Genomic DNA, 20,919 nt, shown 5'->3' on the forward strand with positions numbered 1-20,919 from the left:
GGGCAGGGTGGTGTCACCGACCCGATGACGGAGGGTGATCCCCATGTCCGCCACCACGCTCACCAGCACCCCGGTCCAGGCCCGTCGCACCTGGCTGCGCCGCCTGCTCGGCGCCGACGCGCTGGGCACCGGCCTCAACGGCCTCGCCTACGTCGCCGCCTCCGGGCCGATCGGCCGCTTCCTCGGCATCGATCCGGGGCTGCTGCTCGGACTGGGCGCCGGCCTGATCGCGTACGCCGCCGCGGTCGCGGCGCTCGCCGCGCGCAGCAGCCCGCCCGCGCTCGGCGTGCGCACCGTGGTCGAGGTCAACCTCGCCTGGACGGTGCTCAGCTTCGTCGCGCTGTTCGCCTGGCTGGAGCCGAGCACGGCCGGGATGGTGTACGGGTCGCTGCAGGCCGTGGTGGTGGCGGCGCTCGCGGGGCTCCAGTACGCCGCGCTGCGGGGTCAGCCCAGCGCGGAGTGAAGGTATTTCGCCGTCGCCGGGTCGGCCGGGAGCAGCGTCTCCACGGCCAGCTCTGCGACCGTCACGTCCATCGGCGTATTGAACGTCGAGATCGACGACACGAACGACAACACATGCCCCTCGTGCTCGATCACCATCGGCAGCGCGAAGTACGGCAACGGGGGCGCGACCGGCTCGTCCCCGGCCGGGCGGCCCGGCGGCAGCGGATACGCGGACACCTCCTCGTACAGCTCCCGCAGCGGCTCCGACCCGGTCAGCGCGATCTGCTGCTCCATCTGTGCCAGCAGATGCCCCCGCCACTCGCGCAGATTCCTGATCCGCGGCGCGAGGCCCTCCGGGTGCAGCGTGAGCCGCATCGCGTTGAGCGGCTCGGTGAGGAGGTGCGCGGGCGCCGAGGACATCAGCAGGGCGATGCCGCCGTTCGCCGCGATCACGTTGAACGTCGCGTCGACGATGAACGCGGGGTACGGCTCGTAGCCGCGCAGCAGCGTTTCGAGCCCTTCGCGCAGCACGCCGAGCGAGGGGTCGTCGAGCGGGGTCTCCTTGAACCGCGGCGCGTAACCCGCCGCAAGGAGAAGGGCGTTGCGCTCCCTCATCGGTACGTCGAGATGCTCGGCGAGCCGCAGGACGAGGTCCTGGCTCGGCCGCGAACGCCCCGTCTCCACGAAACTGATGTGCCGCGCCGAGGAGTCCGCCCGCAGCGCGAGCTCCAGCTGGCTGACCCGCCGCCGCTCGCGCCAGCCGCGCAGCAGGGCGCCCACTTCTGACGTGTTCTTGCGCGCTGCGGCAGTCATGGGAAGACCGTAGCCGGATCCGGTGGCACGCTGGAGGCATGCCTACTGAACCGCTCTCCCAGAAGGACATCGAGGACCGCCTCACCGAACTGCCGGGCTGGTCCGTGGAAGACGGCGCGCTCACGCGCACGTACCGCCTGGACTCGCACTTCGCGGCGGCGGCACTCGTCATGCACATCGCGCAGACCCAGGAGGCCCTGAACCACCACTCGAACCTGACGCTCGGCTACAACACGGTGACCCTCGCGGTGAACACGCACGACGCGGACGGCGCCCTCACGGCAAAGGACTTCGCGCTGGCGGAGCGGGTCGAGAAGCTGGCTGGGGGACATCTTTAAGCCCCGCCCTGGGACGAGAGCCGGCGGGGTCCGGGGCGGAGCCCCGGTTTCGGGAAGGGGCGGGGTGGGGGAGATCCGCCCACCGCAACCACCCCACCCGACGGACCGCGCAGCTTAAGGTGTCGGTCATGTTCAAGTCAGGGGTGGGGTTCCTCGCACTGTTCGGGCTCGGTTGGTGGTTACTGGCCACGAGCACATTCGAGAGTTCGGCGCGGCTGATCGCGATGGTGGTCGGCTGCGCCGCCGCGATCGGGCTGATGCTCGCCGCGCGGCGTCTTCTTCCCGCGTCGGCCAGCGAACCGTTCCCCGCCGACCTGCGACGGCGGTTCCTCCAGGTCAACGGCATCCAGTGGCTGCTGATCCTGGTCGTCTCCCAGGTGTGCGTCAGGACCGGTACGGCCGTGCTCATTCCGCCGCTGGTCGCGGTCGTCGTGGGGTTGCACTTCCTGCCGCTCGCGGCGATGTTCGAGCAGCCCCGACTGCGCGTGCCGGCCGCCCTGTTGACCGCGGCCGGAGTCGCGGGCCTGGCGGTGTGGCTCCTGAACGGCCCGGACCCGGTCGTCCGTCTCGTCGTGGGCCTCGTCTCGGCGCTCTCCCTGTGGGGCATGGCCGTCTGGACGGTCACGGAGGCGGCGTCGTCCGCCGCCGTCCACGTCGCGCGGGAGTAAGTCGTGTGGGAGTAAGGGGCAACCTCGACGGGCCCGGCGGCGACAGATGTACGCACACATCTCACCCGCACGCCTTCACCGAGGAGACCCCCGATGCCCCGCCGCCCCCGCCCCCACCGCAGACGCCGTCGTCTGTTCCTCGCCGCCGCCACGGCCGCCGCGTTGGCCGGAACGGGGCTGACGCTCCTGCCCGGCGACGACGCGTCCGCCGCCACCGCCCGGCAGGCCGAGAAGCTGGACCGCGGACTGGTCAGCGTGCACACCGACGCCGGCAACCTGGTCAGCTGGCGGTGGCTCGGCACCGACCCGGACGACGTGGCGTTCAACGTCTACCGCGCCGGTACGAAGGTCAACTCCGCCCCGATCACCGGCTCCACGAACTTCTTCCACGACGGCGCGCCCAGCTCCGCCGACTACACGGTCCGCTCCGTCGTGAACGGCACGGAACAGCCCGATTCGGCGCACGCGATCCAGCTCCGCAGCGGCTACACGGACGTACCGATCACACCACCGGCAGGGGGCACGACCCCCGACGGCGTCGCCTACACCTACGAGGCCAACGACGCCTCCGTCGGTGACCTTGACGGCGACGGCGTCCTCGAGTTCATCCTCAAGTGGCAGCCCACCAACGCCAAGGACAACTCCCAGTCCGGCTACACGGGCAACACCGTCGTCGACGCGGTGAAGCTCGACGGCACGCGGCTGTGGCGCGTCGACCTCGGCAAGAACATCCGTTCCGGCGCGCACTACACCCAGTTCCAGGTGTACGACTACGACGGCGACGGCAAGGCCGAGGTCGCCATGAAGACGTCGGACGGGACGAAGGACGGCAAGGGCACGGTGATAGGAAGCTCGTCGGCCGACCACCGCAACTCCAGCGGTTACGTGCTCTCCGGGCCCGAGTACCTGACCATGTTCAACGGGCAGACCGGCGCCGCCATGGGCTCCGTCGACTACGTTCCCGCGCGCGGCACGGTGTCGTCGTGGGGCGACTCGTACGGGAACAGGGTGGACCGCTTCCTGGCCGGGACCGCCTACCTCGACGGCACCCGGCCCTCCCTCATCATGGCGCGCGGGTACTACACGCGGAGCGTCATCGCGGCGTGGGACTGGCGCGACGGAAGGTTCACGCGCCGCTGGACCTTCGACACCAACGCCTCCACCAACTCCGGTAAGGGGTACGACGGTCAGGGCAATCACCAGCTGTCCGTCGCGGACGTCGACGGCGACGGCAAGGACGAGATCGTCTACGGCGCGATGGCCGTCGACGACAACGGCTCCGGGCTGTGGACGACGAAGAACGGGCACGGAGACGCCATGCACGTCGGCGACCTCGACCCGTCGCGGTCCGGACTCGAAGAGTTCAAGGTCGACGAGGACAGCTCCAAGCCGTCGTCCTGGATGGCCGACGCGAAGACCGGCAGTGTCATCTGGAAGACGGGCACCAATGGTGACAACGGCCGTGGTGTCTCCGCCGACATCTGGTCCGGCAGTGCGGGCGCCGAGTCCTGGTCCTCGGCGGAGTCGGGCGTCCGTGACCCCAAGGGCACGGTCGTGAACTCGCACAAGCCGTCGTCCACCAACTTCCTGTCCTGGTGGGACGGTGACACCACCCGCGAACTCCTCGACGGCACCCACATCGACAAGTACGGCACGTCCGCCGACACCCGCCTCCTGACGGGCTCCGGCGTCCACTCCAACAACGGCACGAAGTCCACCCCGGCGCTCTCCGGTGACATCCTCGGCGACTGGCGCGAGGAGGTCGTCTGGCCGACCACGAACAACACGGCGCTGCGGATCTACTCGACGCCGGTCCAGACGTCGACCCGCATCACGACGCTCCTCCAGGACACGCAGTACCGCACGGCCCTGGCCTGGCAGAACACCGCGTACAACCAGCCGCCGCACCCGAGCTTCTTCATCGGCGACGGCATGGCGAAGGCGCCGCGACCGACGATCACGACGCCGTAACCGGCTTGCACCGACCACGGCGCCCCACGACCCGTCCGGGCCGTGGGGCGCCACGCTCTCTCAGTGCCGGAACAGCCAGACCACCCGGTCCCACGACAGGGCGTGGAAGACGACGAGCACACCCACCAGCGTCGTGGCGACGGCATGCGAGCCGGCCGCGTACAACGCCGCCGCGCCCCCGAAGAAGACGCCCAGCTCCAGCAGGAACCGCAGCGGTCCCGGGCGTCGCGATCACCGTGTCGCCCGACCGCGACTCGTCACCCGGCGTGGCGAACACCCCCCACAGCACGGCCACCGCCAACGGCACCGCCACCACCAGGACGTAGCGCAGCGCGCCGTTCGCGGTGGCCCACGCCCACACGCCGAAACACACGAGAGCCGTCAGCTCCAGCGCGAACCGCACGCCGAGAACCAATGGGTGAAAGCCGAATCCGTACGCGGACGACGACATGACTGAGTTCCCCTCCCCAGTACCCCTCCGCGGGCGAACGCCGCGCGGCGGGGTCAGTGTGTCAGTTCCGGTGTCCCCGCCGTGCCTCCGACGTGTCGCCGTAGATGACACCGCGCCCGTTCGTCGACACGTACACGCGGCCGTACACCCGCGGGTCGCCCGTGATTGCCGCGCCCGTCCAACCCCACTGGTGGGCAGCGTCGTTGACGCGGGTCCACGAGGCCCCCGCGTCGGTCGAGCGGAAGATGCCGCGTACGCCGTCGATCTTCGCGCTCGCGTACAGCGTCTGGTACGTCGCGCCCGGTGCCGCCTTGCCGAAGCCGATGGTGTCCGCCTCCTCGACGCCCGACACCTTGGTGAACGTGGCGCCGCCGTCCTTCGAGTGCCACAGGCCGTACGCGCCCTGCGTCGAGCCGCCGGCGAGCCAGATGTCACCCTTGGCGCCCGGCACCGCCTTGAAGCGGGCAGGCCCGTCCGCGGGGAGGCCGGTCGACGCCTTCGCCGTGAAGGTCGCTCCGCCGTCCGAACTGGCGTAGAACGTACCCGACTTGAAGGCGTAGAAGGTTGACGGGTCCGTGCGGTCCGACTCGACCGTCGCGCCCGCGGGGACCCCGCTCGACGCCGTCCACGACGAACCCGTTCCCGTCTGCACGCCCGCGCCGTCCGGGCTCCACACATACCGGGACCCGTCCGCGGACACCGCCACCGTGCCGCCGCCCGTGACACCCGACGGATCGGCGCCCGCCGCGTACCAGTTGGCGCCGTTGTCGTTCGAGAGTGCGACGTGTGCGCCCGAGTCGACGTTGCCGGCGCGCACCACCACGTCCGGTTTGGACTCGGCGAAGTCCAGGCTCGTCGACGACGTGAAGTTGGGGGAGGTGAACATCATCGACGGGACCTTCGTCAGGTCCGTGTGCCGGAAGCCGCCGATGTCGCCGAGGGCGCTCAGGAGGGGGGCGCCGGAGGGTGGGGATGCGATGTCGTTGACCGCTGTTTCTTCAAGTCCCTTGACCATGGGGGTGATTGAGAACTTGCCGCCCGTGTCCCATTTCCCGAGGTCCTCGGTTCCGTAGATCGTCGCGCCCGTCCCGTACATCATCCGGTCCGAGTCGAACGGGTCGATCTCCAGCGCCTCCGTCATCCAGCCCAGCTTCGGCGACTGCTCGGGCGGGGTGGGGTTCGCGCCCCAGGACAGCCATGGCACGGACGACACGTCCATGGTGTACCGGTTCTCCCGGGTGGGGTACGAGGAGTAGTCCCACGCCTTCGTCCATGTGCCGCCGCTGTCCGTGGAGCGGAAGATCAGTGTGTCGGGCCACCAGGAGCTGTAGCCGGACACCATGACCGTGCCGGGGTGCTGCCGGTCGAGCGTCAGGCCGCTGTAGCCGTAGTACGTGTCCGCGTCGGCCGCCGGGCTGATGTTCTTCCACTCGCCGGTCTTCGTCGCGTACCGCCACACCTGGCCCTTACCGCCGTCGTACGGGCCGCCGGTGTCGCTGTACGCCACGTACAGGTAGCCGTTCTCGGCGTCGAGGACGCTCTTGTGCGGGAGGTAGCCGGTGGGCTGGCCGGCCACCCGCTCCCAGGTCGCGCCCGCGTCCGTCGACCGGTAGACCGAATTCTCCTTGTCGGCGACCCCGGCGTAGAGCGTCTTCGTACGGCCGGTCCCGGTGCTCGTCGACTCGTCGAACGTCACCCACGCCACGCCCTGGTTGTCGGACGAGTAGCCGGAGGTGTCGGACGGGTCCGCCGCGTAGTTGCCGGGGTTCGGGAAGGCCGTGACCTGCGACCACGTCGCGCCCGCGTCCGTCGAGCGCCACAGGCCCTTGCCGCTGGGCGCGCCCAGGTAGAGCACCTTGTTGTCGTGCGGGTCGATCGCGAGGCGCTCACCCATGCCGCGGCCCGGCATGTTGCCGCCGAGCTTGAAGGGGAGGTCGGCCTTCTTCCACGTCGCGCCCCGGTCCGCGGAGCGCAGGATCGCGCCGTTCCCGGGGTCCCAGTCGTTCGTGTACGTGCCGACGGCCGCGTACACCTTGTCCGGGTCGACGGAGTCGGTGGCGAGCGAGGCCACGCCTGTGTGACCCCAGTCGTCCCAGCCGACCGAATCGAGCAGCGGAGTCCAGGACTTGGTGCCTTGCTCCCAGCGGTAGGCGCCGCCGATGTCGGTGCGGGCGTAGGCGAGGTTCTTCTCGCTGCGGTTGAAGACGATGCCGGGGACGAAGCCGCCGCCGTCGATCCGGGCGTTCTTCCAGGTGTAGGTGTCGGCGGCGACTCGCGTCCGCTCGGGCGGATCCGCCTGCGCCGCCTGAGAGTGTGTCAACAGGCTTGCGGTCAGGGCGAGTACGGCTGCCGTGAGCAGCCGGGTGCGTGGTCTTCGCATAGGGGGATCCCAGGGGTGGGTCGTCGGAAACAGGGGTGCGGGCCGGGCGGCCCTCGGGGAGGAGGAAGCCACCCGGCCCGGTGGTGACACGGAGCCGCCTTCAGCGGGTCGCTATTCGAGCAACTCCGCATACGAACCCATGGCGAGCGCGATGTCCGCCTGGGCCCAGAACCGGTGGTACGTGAACGTGGGCGCCTCGCCGCCGGCCAGGTACGCCTCGACCTTCGCCCAGTCGGGGTCGTCCCGGTAGAAGGAGCGGATCGAGGAGAAGGTGGACGTCGAGTCGATCGTGTCGCCGTTCGGCATGGTTCCCGTCCAGCCGCTCGGCACGTACACGGCGTCGTCGAACCGGTTGTAGTCGGCGCGCTTCTCCGGCAGTGCGATGCCCAGGTCGTCCTGGTGGTCGTTCCACATCCCGTCGAGGAGGGCCTTCGCGGTCGTCTTCGACTCGGCGTGGCCGGACTTGGCGGCGTAGTACGTGAGGGTCTTGGCGTACGCCGCGGCCACCCCCACGTCGTTGGTGTGATCGACCACGGATGCGTGAAGTCCCGTGTTGGCGCCGGGACTTGAGGCATCCCAGCTGTCCGGGGCGCCCGACCAGCTCAGCGTCGAAGGGAAGGTGAACGAACCGTCCGCGGCGATCTCCGTCTCGGACAGCGCCCACGCCACCCACTTGTCGAGCACGGCCTTCGCGTCCGCGTCGCCCGTCTCGTGGTAGTACTCGGCGACGCGCTCCATGGACCATGCCTGGAAGCCGAACCACTGGTTCGACGGCGGGTCGTGGTAGACCGGCGCCTCGTCGTAGTACATGCCGTAGAAGGTCGGGGTGCCGGCCGGCGGTTCGGCGTACCGGCCCTTCCAGCTGTTCGTCGCGCCGCCCGCGATGGCACCCTCGTCCGACTGGAGCCAGCGGTAGAACTCCACCTGCCGCTTCAGGCTCGTCGCCCAGTCCGCCTTGCCCGTCGCCGACTTGGGGGCCAGCGCGGCGTACGAGGACAGGGCGTGCGCGGCGAGCGGGTTCTGGTAGCCGCCGTGCGTGTGGCTGCACCCGATGCGCCAGGCCCAGCCCGCCGAGGTGTCGGTGGCGCCGCCCCAGGCGTAGTACCAGGACACCAGGTAGTGCGCGCTGTCCTTGCCGCCGCCCGGCGCGCAGCCCGACGGCGAGGTGCACTCGCCGACCTTCTTGAAGTACTTGTCGAACAGGGCGTAGCGCAGGTAGTCGCCCATCTTCGCGGCCTTCGCGACGGTCGCCGCGACATCGGCCTCCTTGCCCTGCGCCGACGCCCACACATGCGCCCAGTACGCGGCCTGCACGGCGCGGGCGTCGGCGTCCGGGGCGTTGGTGTACTTCCACTGTTTCGTGTACGACGCGTCACCGGTGAACAGGTCCAGGTACCCGTTCTTGCCGCCGTATGCGAACTCGTCGCGGCACGGCTGCGGGACGGTCTCCCAGACGGACTCCTGGGCGCCGCGCTGGAAGGTGTTGATGTACGTCGGGGTGGTGCCGTCGCCGCCGTAGCCGTACGTGTTGTCGACGTCCTGGAGCCAGTGCATGCCGTACAGGTCGTCGGTGCCGTACGCGCTCTTCAGCTCGGCCGCGATCGGGTCGGCGCCCGCCGTGATCGACGGGTCCAACTGCGCGGGATACTGCGAGGGTTCGTCCCATTCAGGCGCGTAGGTCGCCGGTTTGGCCGCGGAATAGAAGCTGTTCGTGGGCTGATCGTCATGGGTGGGAATCATGAATTTCTCCATGGTTTCCCAGGCCGCGTTGAACGGCCCCCAATCGCCGTTGACCTTGCCGTACATGGCCTGCAGCCAAATCAGATAGCTATAGGCCTCCGACGTCGTCTCGTGTCCGTGGTCCGGGGCTTCGCAGATGAGGGTCTCGACCGAGTGGTACGGGATCCCCTCGGGCGAGAGATAGCCGTTCGCCGTGGCGGTGATCTTCGCGTAGAGGTCGAGGAAGCGCTGTTCGTACTCGGTGGCGGCGGCCGCCGCGGGGGCCGCGAACCCCTTCTGAGCTGCGGTGGTGAGCGTGATGCCGGCGGGTGCCGCCACGGTGGCGACCGCTATGGCGAGCAGTTTGCGACGGCTGAGCCCGTCGCGGGCGTGCTGGGGATGGGCTCTGGAGGACATGCGGGTGTCCCTCCTGTCGGTTCGGTTGGGGGAGCTCCGTGCGGAGGGCCGGAACCTGTGGGAGCGCTCCCAAGAAACAGGCGGGGCGGAATGATGTCAAGGGGGCCGACGGGTATTCGACTGTCGAATCAATTCGACTGAGAATTTCTGGGACGGGCGGCAACCTCCCTTACGGCAGTGGCGACTTGTAGGCGGCATCCACCCGTACAGGGCGCCCATTCATGGGGCGTCGAGACCGGTTAGGACTTGCTCATGCGTCACCCTTCCCACAGCAGAAAACGCAGGAAGAGACGGTTCGCCGTCCTCGCGGGCGCCCTGCTCGCGGCCGTCGGACTGGCGGTCTCCGTACCCTCCCTCCTCCCGGCGGCGGACGCCGCGCCGGCCGCCGCTGCCGCCCCACCCGCCCTGCACGTCGAGGGCAACAAGCTCGTCGACGCGGACGGCGCGAACCATCGCCTCCTCGGAGTCAACCGCTCGGGCGGCGAGTACATGTGCGTCCAGGGCCACGGCATCTTCGACGGCCCCGTCGACGACGCCTCCGTCCAGGCCATCGCGGACTGGAAGGCCAACACGGTCCGCATCCCCCTCAACGAGGAGTGCTGGCTCGGCACCGACAACATCGAGCCCGCGTACGCGGGCGCCAACTACCGTTCCGCGGTCGAAGAGTTGGTGCAGCGCGTACTGGACCACGGGATGACCCCGGTCGTGGAAATGCACTGGTCCTACGGCCAGTACACCGGCAACAGCTCCGGCTGCTCCGACGTCCACGCCAGCTGCCAGAAACCGATGCCGGACGCCCGGTACGCGCCGGACTTCTGGTCATCGGTCGCGAGCACCTTCAAGGGCCGACCGGAGGTCGCCCTCGACCTCTTCAACGAGCCGTATCCGGACCGTGCGACCTCCAACACGGCCGACGCGTGGGCCTGTTGGAAGGACGGCGGGACCTGCCCCGGCATCGACTACGAGGTCGCCGGCATGCAGGACCTCGTCGACGCGGTGCGCGACACCGGCGCCGAGAACCTGATCCTGGCGGGCGGCATCGCGTACTCCAACGACGTCAGCCAGTGGCTCACGTACAAGCCCGATGACCCGACCGGCAATCTCGCCGCGGCCTGGCACGTCTACAACTTCAACACCTGTGCCAGTAAAGCGTGTTGGGACTCCCAGCTCGCGCCCGTCGCGGCCGAGGTGCCGCTCGTCGCGGGCGAGATCGGCGAGAACGACTGCTCCCACGGCTTCATCGACACCGTCATGGCGTGGCTCGACGAGCACGACGCCTCCTACCTCGGCTGGACCTGGAACACCTGGGACTGCTCCTCGGGTCCGGCCCTGATCTCCGACTACACCGGCACCCCCACGGGCTTCGGCGCGGGCCTGCGCGACCACTTGGGCGCGCTCGCCACCGCCCGACCCACCGCCACCACCGACTGAAGGGCACCCCCACCATGAGCCGCAACACCCACCGCAAGCGCCGCAGCCTGCTCCTCGCCCTGTCCACCCTCGTGGCGGCGGGCACCGCGACGGCCGGCCTCGCCCTGGCCGGAAGCGGCAGCGCCCAGGCCGCCGAGCGCGTCGACAATCCGTACGAGGGCGCCAAGGTCTACGTCAATCCGGAGTGGTCGGCGAAGGCCGCCGCCGAGCCGGGCGGCGACAAGATCGCCGACCAGCCCACCGCCGTCTGGCTGGACCGCACCGCCGCCATCGAGGGCGTCGGCGACGGCATGGGCCTGCGCGACCACCTCGACGCCGCCCTCGAACAGGGCGCGGACGTCGTGCAGTTGGTCATCTACAACCTGCCGGGCCGTGACTGCGCCGCGCTCGCCTCCAACGGCGAACTCGGCCCGACGGACATCGACAAGTACAAGACCGACTACATCGACCCGATCGCCGCGATCCTCGCCGACGCGAAGTACGCGGACCTGCGGATCGTGAACACGGTGGAGATCGACTCGCTGCCCAACCTGGTCACCAACACCGGCAGCCGCCCCACCGCCACTCCCGAGTGCGACGCGATGAAGGCCAACGGGAACTACGTGAAGGGCGTCGGCTACGCCCTGAACAAGCTCGGCGACGCCCCGAACGTCTACAACTACGTGGACGCGGGCCACCACGGCTGGATCGGCTGGGACGACAACTTCGCCTCGACCGCGCAGGTACTGCACGAGGCGGCCACCGCCGAGGGCGCCACGGTCGACGACGTCGCGGGCTTCATCACCAACACCGCCAACTACAGCGCCCTGAAGGAGGAGAACTTCAAGATCGGCGACACCGTCGCGGGCAAGTCGGTGCGCGAGTCGAAGTGGGTCGACTGGAACCGCTACACCGATGAACTCTCCTTCGCCCAGGGGTTCCGCGAGCAGCTCGTCACGGCCGGCTTCGACTCCGGCGTCGGCATGCTGATCGACACCTCCCGCAACGGCTGGGGCGGCTCGGAGCGGCCCACGGGCCCGGGCGCGAGTACGGATGTCGACACGTACGTGGACGGCGGGCGCTACGACCGTCGGATCCACCTCGGCAACTGGTGCAACCAGAGCGGGGCGGGTCTCGGCGAGCGGCCGCAGGCCTCTCCGGAAGCGGGGATCGACGCGTACGTGTGGGTCAAGCCGCCGGGTGAGTCGGACGGGTCGAGCGAGGCCATCGACAACGACGAGGGCAAGGGCTTCGACCGCATGTGCGACCCGACGTACACCGGTAACCCGCGGAACAACAACAACCTGTCCGGTGCGCTGCCGAACGCTCCGGTGTCCGGGCACTGGTTCTCCGCCCAGTTCCAGGAGCTCATGAAGAACGCCCACCCGGCGCTGTAGCCCGGCTGCCGCAGCCGGAAATTGCCGACTCGGCAACGTGGCTTGCCTGCCCGTATGCCGTCCGCGCACCCTGAGGGCGACGGACGACATACGGGCACGAAGGGCGGCGACACCCGACATGGCACACGGCCACCACCAGCACGACCAGCACGGTCAGCACCAGCACGGGCAGCACGGCGGGCACGGTCAGCACGACCACACGGACATCGACTGGGCCGACATGATCCCCATGCTGGAGCGCAACGCCTCCGTGTACGAGCCGCTCTACACGCAGGCCCTCGACTGGCTGCGCGCCTCCCGCCCCGCCGGCGCCGACACCGGCCTGATCGTCGACGCGGGCGCGGGCCCCGGGGCCGTCTCGCTGCACCTCGCCGAGGCCTTCCCCGAGGCCCGCGTCATCGCGGCCGACCCGGAGGAGAAGCTGCTCGCCCGCGCCACGGAGCGGTTCGCGCAGCAGGGGATCGCCGACCGTACGAGCACGCTGCGCGTCGAACTCCCGGACGCCATCGACGAGTTGCCGCACGCCGACCTCATCTGGGCCGCCCGCTCCCTGCACCACGTGGGCGACCAGCGGGCCGCGGTCTCCGCGCTCGCGGGGCGGCTCGCGCCCGGCGGCACCCTCGCGCTCGTCGAGGGCGGACTGCCGCAGCGCTGCCTGCCGCGCGACTTCGGCCTCGGCAAGCCCGGCCTGCAGGCGCGGGCCGACGCCATCGAGGAGGAGTGGTTCGGCGACATGCGCGCGAAGCTCCCCGGCGCCAAGCAGGACACGGAGAACTGGACGGAGCTGCTGACCGACGCGGGACTGACGAACGCCGTTAGCCGCACCTTCCTGCTCGACCTGCCCGCGCCGCTGTCGGGCGAGGCCCGCGAGACCGTCATCGACCTGTGGAAGCGTCGCCTGGACGTCTTCGCCGAGGCGCTCCCGGCCGAGGACATCGCCACGATGGAGCGGCTGATGGACCCGAATGACCCGCAGGGCCTGTACCGCCGCGACGACCTCTTCCTGCTGACCGCGCACACCGTGCACACGGCGGTCAAGGAGGCCTGAGCCCGTCAGGGCCCTGAGCCCGGACATGCGAAAAGGGGGCCCCGGCCGGGGCCCCCTTTCACGTACGAGTACGAGTACGAGTACGCCTACGCGTCACGCCACGTCGAACGTCGCCGGGTCCGGGCCGAGCCGCCGGTCCTCGTTGAGCGCGGAGATCGCGCCGAGGTCCTCGGTGTCGAGCTCGAAGCTGAACACGTCGATGTTCTCCTTGATCCGCGACGGGGTCACGGACTTCGGGATCACCACGTTGCCCAGCTGGACGTGCCAGCGCAGCACGACCTGCGCGGGCGTACGGCCGTGCTTCTGCGCGATCGCGACGATGGCCGGGACCTCCAGGAGGCCCTTGCCCTGGCCGAGCGGCGACCAGGCCTCGGTCGCGATGCCCAGCTCCGCGTGCTTCTCGCGGGAGGCGCGCTGCTGGAGCTGCGGGTGCAGCTCGATCTGGTTGACGGCCGGGATCACGGAGGTCTCGGCGGTCAGCTGGTCCAGGTGCTCCGGCAGGAAGTTGGAGACGCCGATGGACTTGGCGCGCCCGTCGGCGTGGATCTTCTCGAAGGCCTTGTACGTGTCCACGGCCAGGCCCTTGGACGGCAGCGGCCAGTGGATCAGGTACAGGTCGACGTAGTCGAGACCCAGCTTCTCCAGGGAGGTGTCGAAGGCGCGCAGCGTGGAGTCGTAGCCCTGGTCGGCGTTCCACAGCTTCGTCGTGACGAACAGCTCCTCGCGGGGGACGCCGGACTTGGCGATGGCCTTGCCGGTGCCCTCCTCGTTGCCGTAGATCGCGGCGGTGTCGATGCTGCGGTACCCGGCCTCCAGCGCCGTCGTGACGGCCGTCTGGGCCTCGTCGTCCGGCACCTGCCACACGCCGAAGCCGAGCTGGGGCATCTCGACGCCGTTGTTCAGGATGATCGGGGGAACCTTGCTCACGAGGTGTCGATCCTTTTTCGTCCGGTGATGGGTGGCACTGCACAATGCGGTACCCCCATGGTCAACGATCACGGGCGTACGCGCATTCCTGTGGGTGACACCAGCATGACAGTCAGGTATGAGAGCTTTGCGCCGGGGGCTGTGACCCCAGGTACGCCTCGCGTACCCGTGTGTCCGCCCGAATCACCTCAGGAGTCCCCTCGGCGAGCACGGATCCCAGGTCGAGCACCACGACCCGTGAGCACAGCTCCATCACGAAGGCCACGTTGTGCTCGACGAGCAGCACCGCGCAGCCGTCCCCGGCGAGGCGTCGCACCGTCGCCGCGAGCAGCTCGCGCTCCTGGGCCGTCATGCCGGACGCGGGCTCGTCGAGCAGCAGCACGCGCGGCCGGTCGGCGGCCGCCCGCGCCAGCTCCAGCATCCGGGCCCGGCCGACCGGCAGCGTTCCCGCGTACGTACCGGAGAGTCCGTCGAGGCCGCAGTCGCGCAGCAGGCCCTGGGAGCGGTCCGGATCGGCGCCGCCGCGCCGCCACTCCTGCGCGACCAGCAGGTTGTCGGCGACCGTGAGCTGCCCGAACAGCTGCTGGCGCTGGAACGTGCGGCGCATTCCGTGGCGTGCCCGCCAGACGGGGGAGCGGCGGGTGACGTCCGCGCCGTCGAGCAGGACCCGGCCCGCGTCGGGCCGTCGGATCCCGGAGACGACGTCGAAGAGCGTCGTCTTGCCCGCGCCGTTCGGCCCGATGAGCCCGCACACCTCGCCGGCCGCGAGGCGCAGGTCCACCCCGTCGAGGGCCCGTACGCCGCCGAAGCGCACGCCGACGTCCTCGGCCTCCAGTACGTAGGTGTCGCTCATGACCGGGCCTCCTCGGTGCTGGTCGCTGCGATCGTGCTGGTCGCCGCGATGCCGAGGTAGGCCTCCGTGAGCCGTTCGGCCTCCACCTTCTCGCGCGGCCCGCACCACGTGACGCGGCCCTGCGCGAGGTACGCCACGGTGTCCGCGACGCCGAGGATCTCCGACGCCTTCTCCTCGACGAGCAGCAGCCCGGTACCCGCGTCGCGGAGTTCGGCGAGCAGCCGGTACACCTCGTCGGCGACGCGCGGCGCGAGGCCGAGCGAGGGCTCGTCGGCGATGAGGACGCGGGGCGGGCGATGAAGCAGCGCGGCCAGCGCCAGGAGCTGCTGTTCGCCGCCGGAGAGCGAGCCCGCGGTGACGTCGCGCCGCGCGGCGATCCCGGTGAACCGCTCGTAGACCGCCAACCGGTCCTTGGCGTCCGGGAGTTGGAGCGCAAGGTTCTCGTCGACCGTGAGGGACGGGAAGATGCCGCGCCCCTCCGGTGCGAGCACCACCCCGGCCCGCGCCCGGCGGACCGCGCCCTGTCGGCCCGCCGCGGACCCGGCGACGTACACCTCGCCCTGGAGCGGTGTCATGAGGCCCGCCGCGACCTTGCAAGTCGTCGACTTCCCGGCGCCGTTGGGGCCGAGGAGCGCCACGATCTCGCCGGGGCGGACGGTGAGATCGACGCCCTGGAGGACGCGGGCGCCGTCGTATCCGGCCTGCACGCCCGCGAGTTGGAGCGCGGCATCGGGGTCGGGCGCCGAAGCCGGTGTGTCGTCGACGATCTGCGTCGTGGCGGTCTTCCGGCGGTGGCGGCGGGCCGGGATCGCCGCGCAGTAGCCGTCCGGGTCGTTGGCGAGCGCGAGCCCCGCGAGGCCGAAGAGGATCACCGGGAGCTGCACCGACTCGGTCAGGTAGTCGCTGATGAGATGCGGGACGACAGCGAACGTCAGCCCCGCGATCACCGCGAACTGCGGCCGCCGCACACCCGCCGCGACCACCACCGCGAGCCAGATCAGCCCGGTCATCGCCGTGAAGTCGGTCGCGGTGATACGGGTGTTGTACGACGCGTACATCACGCCGCCGAACCCGGCGAGCCCCGCCGAGATCGTGAACAGCAGCAGCTTCGTACGGATCACGGAGACCCCGGACGCCATCGCCGCGGCCGGCGCCGAGCGCACGGCGAGCATGGCCCGCCCGGCCCGCGAGTTCCGTAGCGCGCTCAGCCCGGCCACGGCCGCCGTGCACAGGACGACCATGGCCACACCCATCGCCCGGTCGTCGCCGAGGTCGACGGGGCCCGCGACGGCGCGCGGGATCTCCCAGCCGGTGTCGCCGTTCCTCAACCAGCCGAGCTGGAACAGGACTTGGTCCGCAAGGAAGGCGAGCGCGAGCGTGGCGAGGGCCAGCGAGCGGCCGCCGAGCCGCAGCGCGGGCAGCGCCACGAGCGCGCCGAGCAGCGCGGCCGCGCACGTCCCGGCCAGCGCCGCCCAGATGAACGGCACACCGTGGCTCATCAGCAGTCCCGCGACGAGCGCCGCGCCCGTCACGAACGCGGCCTGCGCGAGCGACACCATCGCGCCGAGCCCGGTGACGACGGTGAAGGACAGGAACACGAGGGAGATCGCGAGCCCTTGGGCGAGGATCCCGCTCCAGAACGGCGTCGTCACCGTGTAGAAAGCGACCGCCATCAGCACGGCGGCTGTTGCCCACGGTCCCCAACGCCGCGCCCACGACCGCCCCGCCAGATAGTCCACCGGTGGCGCGTCGCTCGCCACCGTGCCCGCCGTGCGCTGCCGCCGCGTGAGCAGCAGAAGCCCGGCGAACAGGATCAGGAACGGCACCGCCGTACGGAACCCGGTGATCTTCTCGGCGAACGTGGCGTACCCCGCGACCAGGTTCTGGAGCACCCCGAGCCCGAGCCCGCCCGCGAAGGCCAGCGGGATCGACATGAAGCGGCCGAGCACGGCGGCCGTCGCCGACACGAACAGGAACAGCGTGAAGTCGTGCGAGGAGAGCCCGAGCAGGGGAGTGGCCAGCACACCGGCCAGGCCCGCGAGCACCGAGGACAGCATCCACGCCACCGACGAGAGCCGGTCCGCGCTGATCCCGCGCAGCTCGACGAGCGAACGGTTGTCGACGGCCGCCCGCAGCTTGAGCCCAAGTGCCGTGTGGCGCAGCAGAATCCACAGCCCGAGCGCGACGACCGCGGTCGTCACCCACGTGATCAGCTGATCGGAGTCGATGCCCACGCCGTCCATCAACTGCCAGTTCTTCGCCGGACTCGGCCCGACCCCGGGAAGACCGAACTGGTTCTCCGCAGGCTTGACCGGAGCCCCCGCGTCCTCCAACAGCTCGACGATCCACAGCCCCAGCGCGGGCAGCGCGACGAGCAGCCCGATCGTCGCCACGATCTGCGCGGTCTCGCCGACCCGCGCCAGTTTTCGGAACATCATGCGGTCAAGTCCCCAGCCCAGCAGGGGAGCCACGACGAGGACGAGCAGCAGCGCCGTCGGCACGGCGGGCCAGCCGAAGCCGGAGTGCAGCTCGTAGAAGGCGAGCGCACAGAGGTAAGCGGTCGCGCCGTGCGCGAAGTTGAAGAGCCCGGAGGCCGAGTAGGAGAGCACGAGCCCCGTGGCGAGCAGCGCGTACAGCGCACCCGACACGAGCCCGCTCAGCACGAAGGCAAGAAGATCCGTCACGTGAACAGCCCTTCTCTCAGGCCTACTTGAAGGGGATCGGCGGATAGCACTTGAACGCGGACGACACCCGGTACGCCCCGTCCTTGAGCTGCGCGAGCGCCCCGCAGCCGAACGACTCGGTGCGCCCGCGCGGCAGCGCCCGGTCGCCGACGAGCGTGCCGGTGTCGGAGAAGCCGTTCGCCGCCTTCTGGAACGACGCGACCGTCAGGTCCTTGCCCGCCTTCTTCGCGATGTCGAGGAACAGGTCGGCGCTCATGTAGCCCGTCATCATGTGCATGTTGAGGGGGATCTCCTTGCCCCCGGACGCCTTCTTGATGTCGGCCTTGAACTGCTTCATCTCGGGCGTGTGAGCCTCGAACGGCTCGAAGGACAGCAGCACGTGCACCCCGTCGAGCGCCTGCTTCGTCGCCTTCTTGGCGAGAAGCCCGGGGTCGTAGTCCGTCGGGTCGGTGATGACGCCCTTGTACCCGGTGCGCTTGACCGCCGTGAACAGGCCGATGTTGTACGGCGTCTGCATCACGGAGACGACCACGTCCGGCGCCTTCCCGCCGTCGCTGCGCAGCAGTTCCTTCGTGTAGGCCGACCAGTCGCTCGGCACCGCGGTCGCCGGCACGGTCGCCTTCGCGTACGAGACCTTGTAGCCGGCCGACTTGAAGGACTGCTTGTACGTGCGGATGGCGAAGGTACCCGCGTCGTTGTCGTTGGCGAGGATCGCGACGGTCTTCCCCTGCGCCCCGCCCGTGACCTTCTTCAGACCCTCCGGCCAGGTCTGCGAGATGGTGCCGCCCGGCATCGGCACCATGCAGCCGCCGTAGCCGTAGATGTACGTCGGTCCGCAGAACGAGGGGAGCGTGCCCCAGCCGAACGTCGGCACCTTCTGCTTCTGCAGGAAGTCCGCGCCGGAGAACGTCACCGAACTCATCGGCGAGATCGCGAACACCTTGTCCTGCTGCACGAGTTTGCGGGCCGCGGCGAGGTTCTTCGCCGGGTCCTGGCCGTCGTCCTCCGCGCCCAGGTAGTCGATCGTGCGGCCGCTCACGCCGCCCTCGGCGTTGGCCCGGTCGAAGCGGGCCTTCGCGCCGAGGTCGGTGTCCTTCTTGCTGTAGCCGCTCGACGTCGTCATGGAGACGATGCCGCCCACCTTGATGCTGTCGTCGGTCACACCTCGGACCGAACTCCCCTGCCCACCGGCGGAGTTGTTCCCGCTGTTGGCCGTGGAGTTGCAGGCGGTGGCGAGCAGGAGTGCCGCCACGGTGGCGGTGATGGCGCGGATCGGTCGCGACACGGTCGGTCCCCCTCCGTCGGAGTGAGGGTGATTCTGTGTCCGACCTGATGAACCGTCAATAACTGACGCGTCAGTAATTGATGACCCGTCAGTTACCGGCGGCCGCTCGATCGCCGCGGGAGCTTAAGTGGGCTACAGCGTCCCGTAGAGCGCGTCGACCTCCGCCGAGTACGCCTGCTCGATCGCCTTGCGCTTCAGCTTCAGGGACGGCGTGAGCAGCCCGTGCTCCTCGGTGAACTGGTGCGCGAGGATCCGGAACGTACGGATCGACTCGGCCTGCGAGACCAGCGTGTTGGCGGCCACCACCGCGCGCCGCACCTCCGTCTCCAGGTCCGGATCGCGCACCAGGTCCGCCGGGGACATCGACTGCTTGCCGCGCATGCCGAGCCAGTGGTCGACGGCCTCCGTGTCGAGGGTGACGAGCGCCGCGATGTACGGGCGGTCGTTGCCGACGACCAGGCACTGCGCGATCAGCGGGTGGTCGCGCACCCGCTCCTCCAGCTGCTGCGGCGAGACGCTCTTGCCGCCGGAGGTCACGAGGATCTCCTTCTTGCGGCCCGTGATGGTGAGGTAGCCGTCCTCGTCGAGGGAGCCAAGGTCACCCGTGGCGAGCCAGCCGTCGTACAGGGAGGAGTCGGTGGCCTTCGGGTCGTTGAGGTAACCCTGGAAGATGTTGCCGCCGTAGACCCACACCTCGCCGTCGTCGGCTATGTGCACGCTGGAGCCGGGTATCGCCTGGCCGACCGTGCCGTAGCGGGTCTGCTCGGGCGGGTTCGCGGTCGCGGCGGCCGTCGACTCGGTGAGGCCGTAGCCCTCGTAGATCGTGACGCCCGCACCCGCGAAGAACAGGCCGAGCCGCCGGTCCATGCCGCTGCCACCGGACATCGCGTGCCGGACCCGGCCGCCCAGCGCGGCGCGCACCTTGGAGTAGACGAGCTTCTCGAAGACCGAGTGCTGCATGCGCAGCGAGGCGGAGGGTCCTGGACCCGTGCCGAATGCTTTCGCCTCCTGCGCGTCCGCGTACTTCACGGCGCACTCGATGGCCTTCTCGAACGGTCCCGACTTGCCCTCGTTCTCGGCCTTCCTGCGGGCCGCGTTGAACACCTTCTCGAAGATGTACGGCACGGCGAGGATGAACGTCGGCTGGAACGACTGAAGGTCGGGCATGAGCGCGGACGCGCGCAGCTCCGGCTGGTGGGCCAGCTTCACGCCGCCGCGGATCGTCGCGATCTCCACCATCCGCCCGAAGACATGGGCGAGCGGCAGGAAGAGCAGCGTCGACGGGGTGCGGTCGCGCTTGGAGGAGAACACCGGCTCCCAGCGCGTGATCATCGTGTCGGCCTCGTACATGAAGTTGCCGTGCGAGATCACGCAGCCCTTGGGCCGGCCCGTGGTGCCGGAGGTGTAGATGATCGTGGCCGTCGACTCGGGGGTGATCGCGCGGCGGTGCCTGTGCACCGTCTCGTCGTCGATGTGGGTGCCGGACGCGGTGATCTCGTCGGCGGCACCGCCGTCGAGCTGCCACAGGCGGTGCAGATGGGGCAGCCGCCCGATGACCGTGGCGACGGTCATCGCGTGGTCCTCGTGCTCCACGATCGCCGCCGACACCTCGGCGTCGTACAGCATCCAGAAGACCTGCTCGGCCGAGGACGTCGGGTAGATGGGGACGACCTGGGCGCCGATGGTCCACAGCGCGAAGTCGAACAGCGTCCACTCGTAACGGGTTCGCGACATGATCGCGACCCGGTCGCCGAACCGGATGCCCTGCGCGAGCAGCCCCTTGGCAAGGGCCATCACCTCGTCGCAGAACTGGGCAGACGTGACGTCCTGCCACTTGTCGTGCCGGTCCTTACGGGCCAGGGCTATATGCCCCGGTGTGTCCAGGGCATGGTCGAACACGGCGTCGGCCAGGCCGCCGACGAGCGGCGCCGACGCCACAGGGGGGTTGGTGAACTCACGCAAAGTTGCTCCTTGTGGCGCTCCGCACAGCGTCGGTGACGGTACCCGACCTCGGGCCCTGGCGGGAGTGCCTGCAACGAGCAGAAGGTGCGCGGAATTTGCACAGGTCAGACGTTTATAACGGGCCACATCGGGTGGAGCTGGGCAGAATACTT

14 protein-coding genes and 3 pseudogenes are annotated in these 20,919 nt (G+C 69.9%); 7 read left to right on the top strand and 10 right to left on the bottom strand.

Annotated features, from left to right (window positions below):
* Positions 1 to 43: 43 nt before the first annotated feature.
* Positions 44 to 463, top strand: coding sequence for a hypothetical protein (locus OG746_RS17095; protein WP_266715477.1), 420 nt, complete (start codon positions 44 to 46; stop codon positions 461 to 463).
* Here OG746_RS17095 and OG746_RS17100 read toward each other — a convergent pair.
* The gene (locus OG746_RS17100) at positions 445 to 1,257 is read right to left on the bottom strand and encodes a helix-turn-helix domain-containing protein (RefSeq protein WP_266715478.1); all 813 of its coding nucleotides are present in this window, start codon (positions 1,255 to 1,257) and stop codon (positions 445 to 447) included. The two genes, OG746_RS17095 and OG746_RS17100, sit on opposite strands and share 19 nt — an antisense overlap.
* Before the next feature lie 38 nt (positions 1,258 to 1,295).
* On the opposite strand from OG746_RS17100, the gene OG746_RS17105 reads away from it, so the two are divergent.
* The 3 genes from OG746_RS17105 to OG746_RS17115 all read left to right on the top strand — a co-directional run bounded on the left by OG746_RS17105 (position 1,296) and on the right by OG746_RS17115 (position 4,234).
* On the top strand, positions 1,296 to 1,595 hold the full coding sequence (locus tag OG746_RS17105) for a 4a-hydroxytetrahydrobiopterin dehydratase (RefSeq protein WP_266715479.1): 300 nt from the start codon (positions 1,296 to 1,298) through the stop codon (positions 1,593 to 1,595).
* A 128-nt stretch (positions 1,596 to 1,723) separates the two neighbouring features.
* Positions 1,724 to 2,263: a hypothetical protein gene (locus OG746_RS17110; protein WP_266715480.1), complete on the top strand. Its 540-nt coding sequence runs from the start codon at positions 1,724 to 1,726 to the stop codon at positions 2,261 to 2,263.
* A gap of 93 nt (positions 2,264 to 2,356) precedes the next feature.
* A complete protein-coding gene (locus OG746_RS17115; protein ID WP_266715481.1) occupies positions 2,357 to 4,234 on the top strand; it encodes a rhamnogalacturonan lyase in 1,878 nt (625 codons plus the stop codon).
* 168 nt (positions 4,235 to 4,402) lie between these two features.
* Here OG746_RS17115 and OG746_RS45435 read toward each other — a convergent pair.
* The 4 genes and pseudogenes from OG746_RS45435 to OG746_RS17130 all read right to left on the bottom strand — a co-directional run.
* A pseudogene (locus OG746_RS45435) lies at positions 4,403 to 4,447 on the bottom strand (hypothetical protein); the annotation flags it as partial.
* Between the two features lie 100 nt (positions 4,448 to 4,547).
* A pseudogene (locus OG746_RS17120) lies at positions 4,548 to 4,685 on the bottom strand (DUF2568 domain-containing protein); the annotation flags it as partial.
* Between the two features lie 61 nt (positions 4,686 to 4,746).
* Positions 4,747 to 7,065, bottom strand: coding sequence for a beta propeller repeat protein (locus tag OG746_RS17125; protein ID WP_323179619.1), 2,319 nt, complete (start codon positions 7,063 to 7,065; stop codon positions 4,747 to 4,749).
* A 111-nt stretch (positions 7,066 to 7,176) separates the two neighbouring features.
* Positions 7,177 to 9,093: pseudogene (locus OG746_RS17130) on the bottom strand (glycoside hydrolase family 48 protein); the annotation flags it as partial.
* Between the two features lie 360 nt (positions 9,094 to 9,453).
* On the opposite strand from OG746_RS17130, the gene OG746_RS17135 reads away from it, so the two are divergent.
* From OG746_RS17135 to OG746_RS17145, 3 genes are all read left to right on the top strand, one after another.
* Positions 9,454 to 10,632, top strand: a complete 1,179-nt coding sequence (locus tag OG746_RS17135; RefSeq protein WP_266715482.1) for a glycoside hydrolase family 5 protein — start codon at positions 9,454 to 9,456, stop codon at positions 10,630 to 10,632.
* 14 nt (positions 10,633 to 10,646) lie between these two features.
* On the top strand, positions 10,647 to 12,008 hold the full coding sequence (locus OG746_RS17140; RefSeq protein ID WP_266715483.1) for a glycoside hydrolase family 6 protein: 1,362 nt from the start codon (positions 10,647 to 10,649) through the stop codon (positions 12,006 to 12,008).
* A 118-nt stretch (positions 12,009 to 12,126) separates the two neighbouring features.
* On the top strand, positions 12,127 to 13,056 hold the full coding sequence (locus OG746_RS17145; RefSeq protein ID WP_266715484.1) for a class I SAM-dependent methyltransferase: 930 nt from the start codon (positions 12,127 to 12,129) through the stop codon (positions 13,054 to 13,056).
* A 93-nt stretch (positions 13,057 to 13,149) separates the two neighbouring features.
* Here the strand turns inward: OG746_RS17145 and OG746_RS17150 are convergent, their stop codons facing one another.
* From OG746_RS17150 to OG746_RS17170, 5 genes are all read right to left on the bottom strand, one after another.
* Complete coding sequence (locus OG746_RS17150) at positions 13,150 to 13,941, bottom strand: aldo/keto reductase (protein WP_266719007.1); 792 nt, start codon at positions 13,939 to 13,941, stop codon at positions 13,150 to 13,152.
* Between the two features lie 154 nt (positions 13,942 to 14,095).
* On the bottom strand, positions 14,096 to 14,836 hold the full coding sequence (locus OG746_RS17155) for an ABC transporter ATP-binding protein (RefSeq protein WP_266715485.1): 741 nt from the start codon (positions 14,834 to 14,836) through the stop codon (positions 14,096 to 14,098).
* On the bottom strand, positions 14,833 to 17,520 hold the full coding sequence (locus OG746_RS17160; protein WP_266715486.1) for an ABC transporter permease subunit: 2,688 nt from the start codon (positions 17,518 to 17,520) through the stop codon (positions 14,833 to 14,835). Before OG746_RS17160 ends, OG746_RS17155 begins: the two co-directional genes overlap by 4 nt.
* Before the next feature lie 22 nt (positions 17,521 to 17,542).
* Positions 17,543 to 18,805, bottom strand: a complete 1,263-nt coding sequence (locus OG746_RS17165) for an ABC transporter substrate-binding protein (RefSeq protein WP_266715487.1) — start codon at positions 18,803 to 18,805, stop codon at positions 17,543 to 17,545.
* Between the two features lie 132 nt (positions 18,806 to 18,937).
* Positions 18,938 to 20,767, bottom strand: a complete 1,830-nt coding sequence (locus OG746_RS17170) for an AMP-dependent synthetase/ligase (RefSeq protein WP_266715488.1) — start codon at positions 20,765 to 20,767, stop codon at positions 18,938 to 18,940.
* Positions 20,768 to 20,919 lie beyond the last annotated feature (152 nt).

The organism is Streptomyces sp. NBC_01016 (assembly GCF_026341035.1).
Classification (GTDB): domain Bacteria; phylum Actinomycetota; class Actinomycetes; order Streptomycetales; family Streptomycetaceae; genus Streptomyces.

Bases quoted from the DNA above. Each gene is read 5' to 3' on its own strand.
- OG746_RS17115 (WP_266715481.1), top strand. From the start codon at position 2,357: ATGCCCCGCCGCCCCCGCCCCCACCGCAGACGCCGTCGTCTGTTCCTC.
- OG746_RS17155 (WP_266715485.1), bottom strand. From the start codon at position 14,836: ATGAGCGACACCTACGTACTGGAGGCCGAGGACGTCGGCGTGCGCTTC.
- OG746_RS17095 (WP_266715477.1), top strand. From the start codon at position 44: ATGTCCGCCACCACGCTCACCAGCACCCCGGTCCAGGCCCGTCGCACC.
- OG746_RS17100 (WP_266715478.1), bottom strand. From the start codon at position 1,257: ATGACTGCCGCAGCGCGCAAGAACACGTCAGAAGTGGGCGCCCTGCTG.
- OG746_RS17140 (WP_266715483.1), top strand. From the start codon at position 10,647: ATGAGCCGCAACACCCACCGCAAGCGCCGCAGCCTGCTCCTCGCCCTG.
- OG746_RS17105 (WP_266715479.1), top strand. From the start codon at position 1,296: ATGCCTACTGAACCGCTCTCCCAGAAGGACATCGAGGACCGCCTCACC.
- OG746_RS17125 (WP_323179619.1), bottom strand. From the start codon at position 7,065: ATGCGAAGACCACGCACCCGGCTGCTCACGGCAGCCGTACTCGCCCTG.
- OG746_RS17110 (WP_266715480.1), top strand. From the start codon at position 1,724: ATGTTCAAGTCAGGGGTGGGGTTCCTCGCACTGTTCGGGCTCGGTTGG.
- OG746_RS17150 (WP_266719007.1), bottom strand. From the start codon at position 13,941: ATGCCCCAGCTCGGCTTCGGCGTGTGGCAGGTGCCGGACGACGAGGCC.
- OG746_RS17145 (WP_266715484.1), top strand. From the start codon at position 12,127: ATGGCACACGGCCACCACCAGCACGACCAGCACGGTCAGCACCAGCAC.
- OG746_RS17135 (WP_266715482.1), top strand. From the start codon at position 9,454: ATGCGTCACCCTTCCCACAGCAGAAAACGCAGGAAGAGACGGTTCGCC.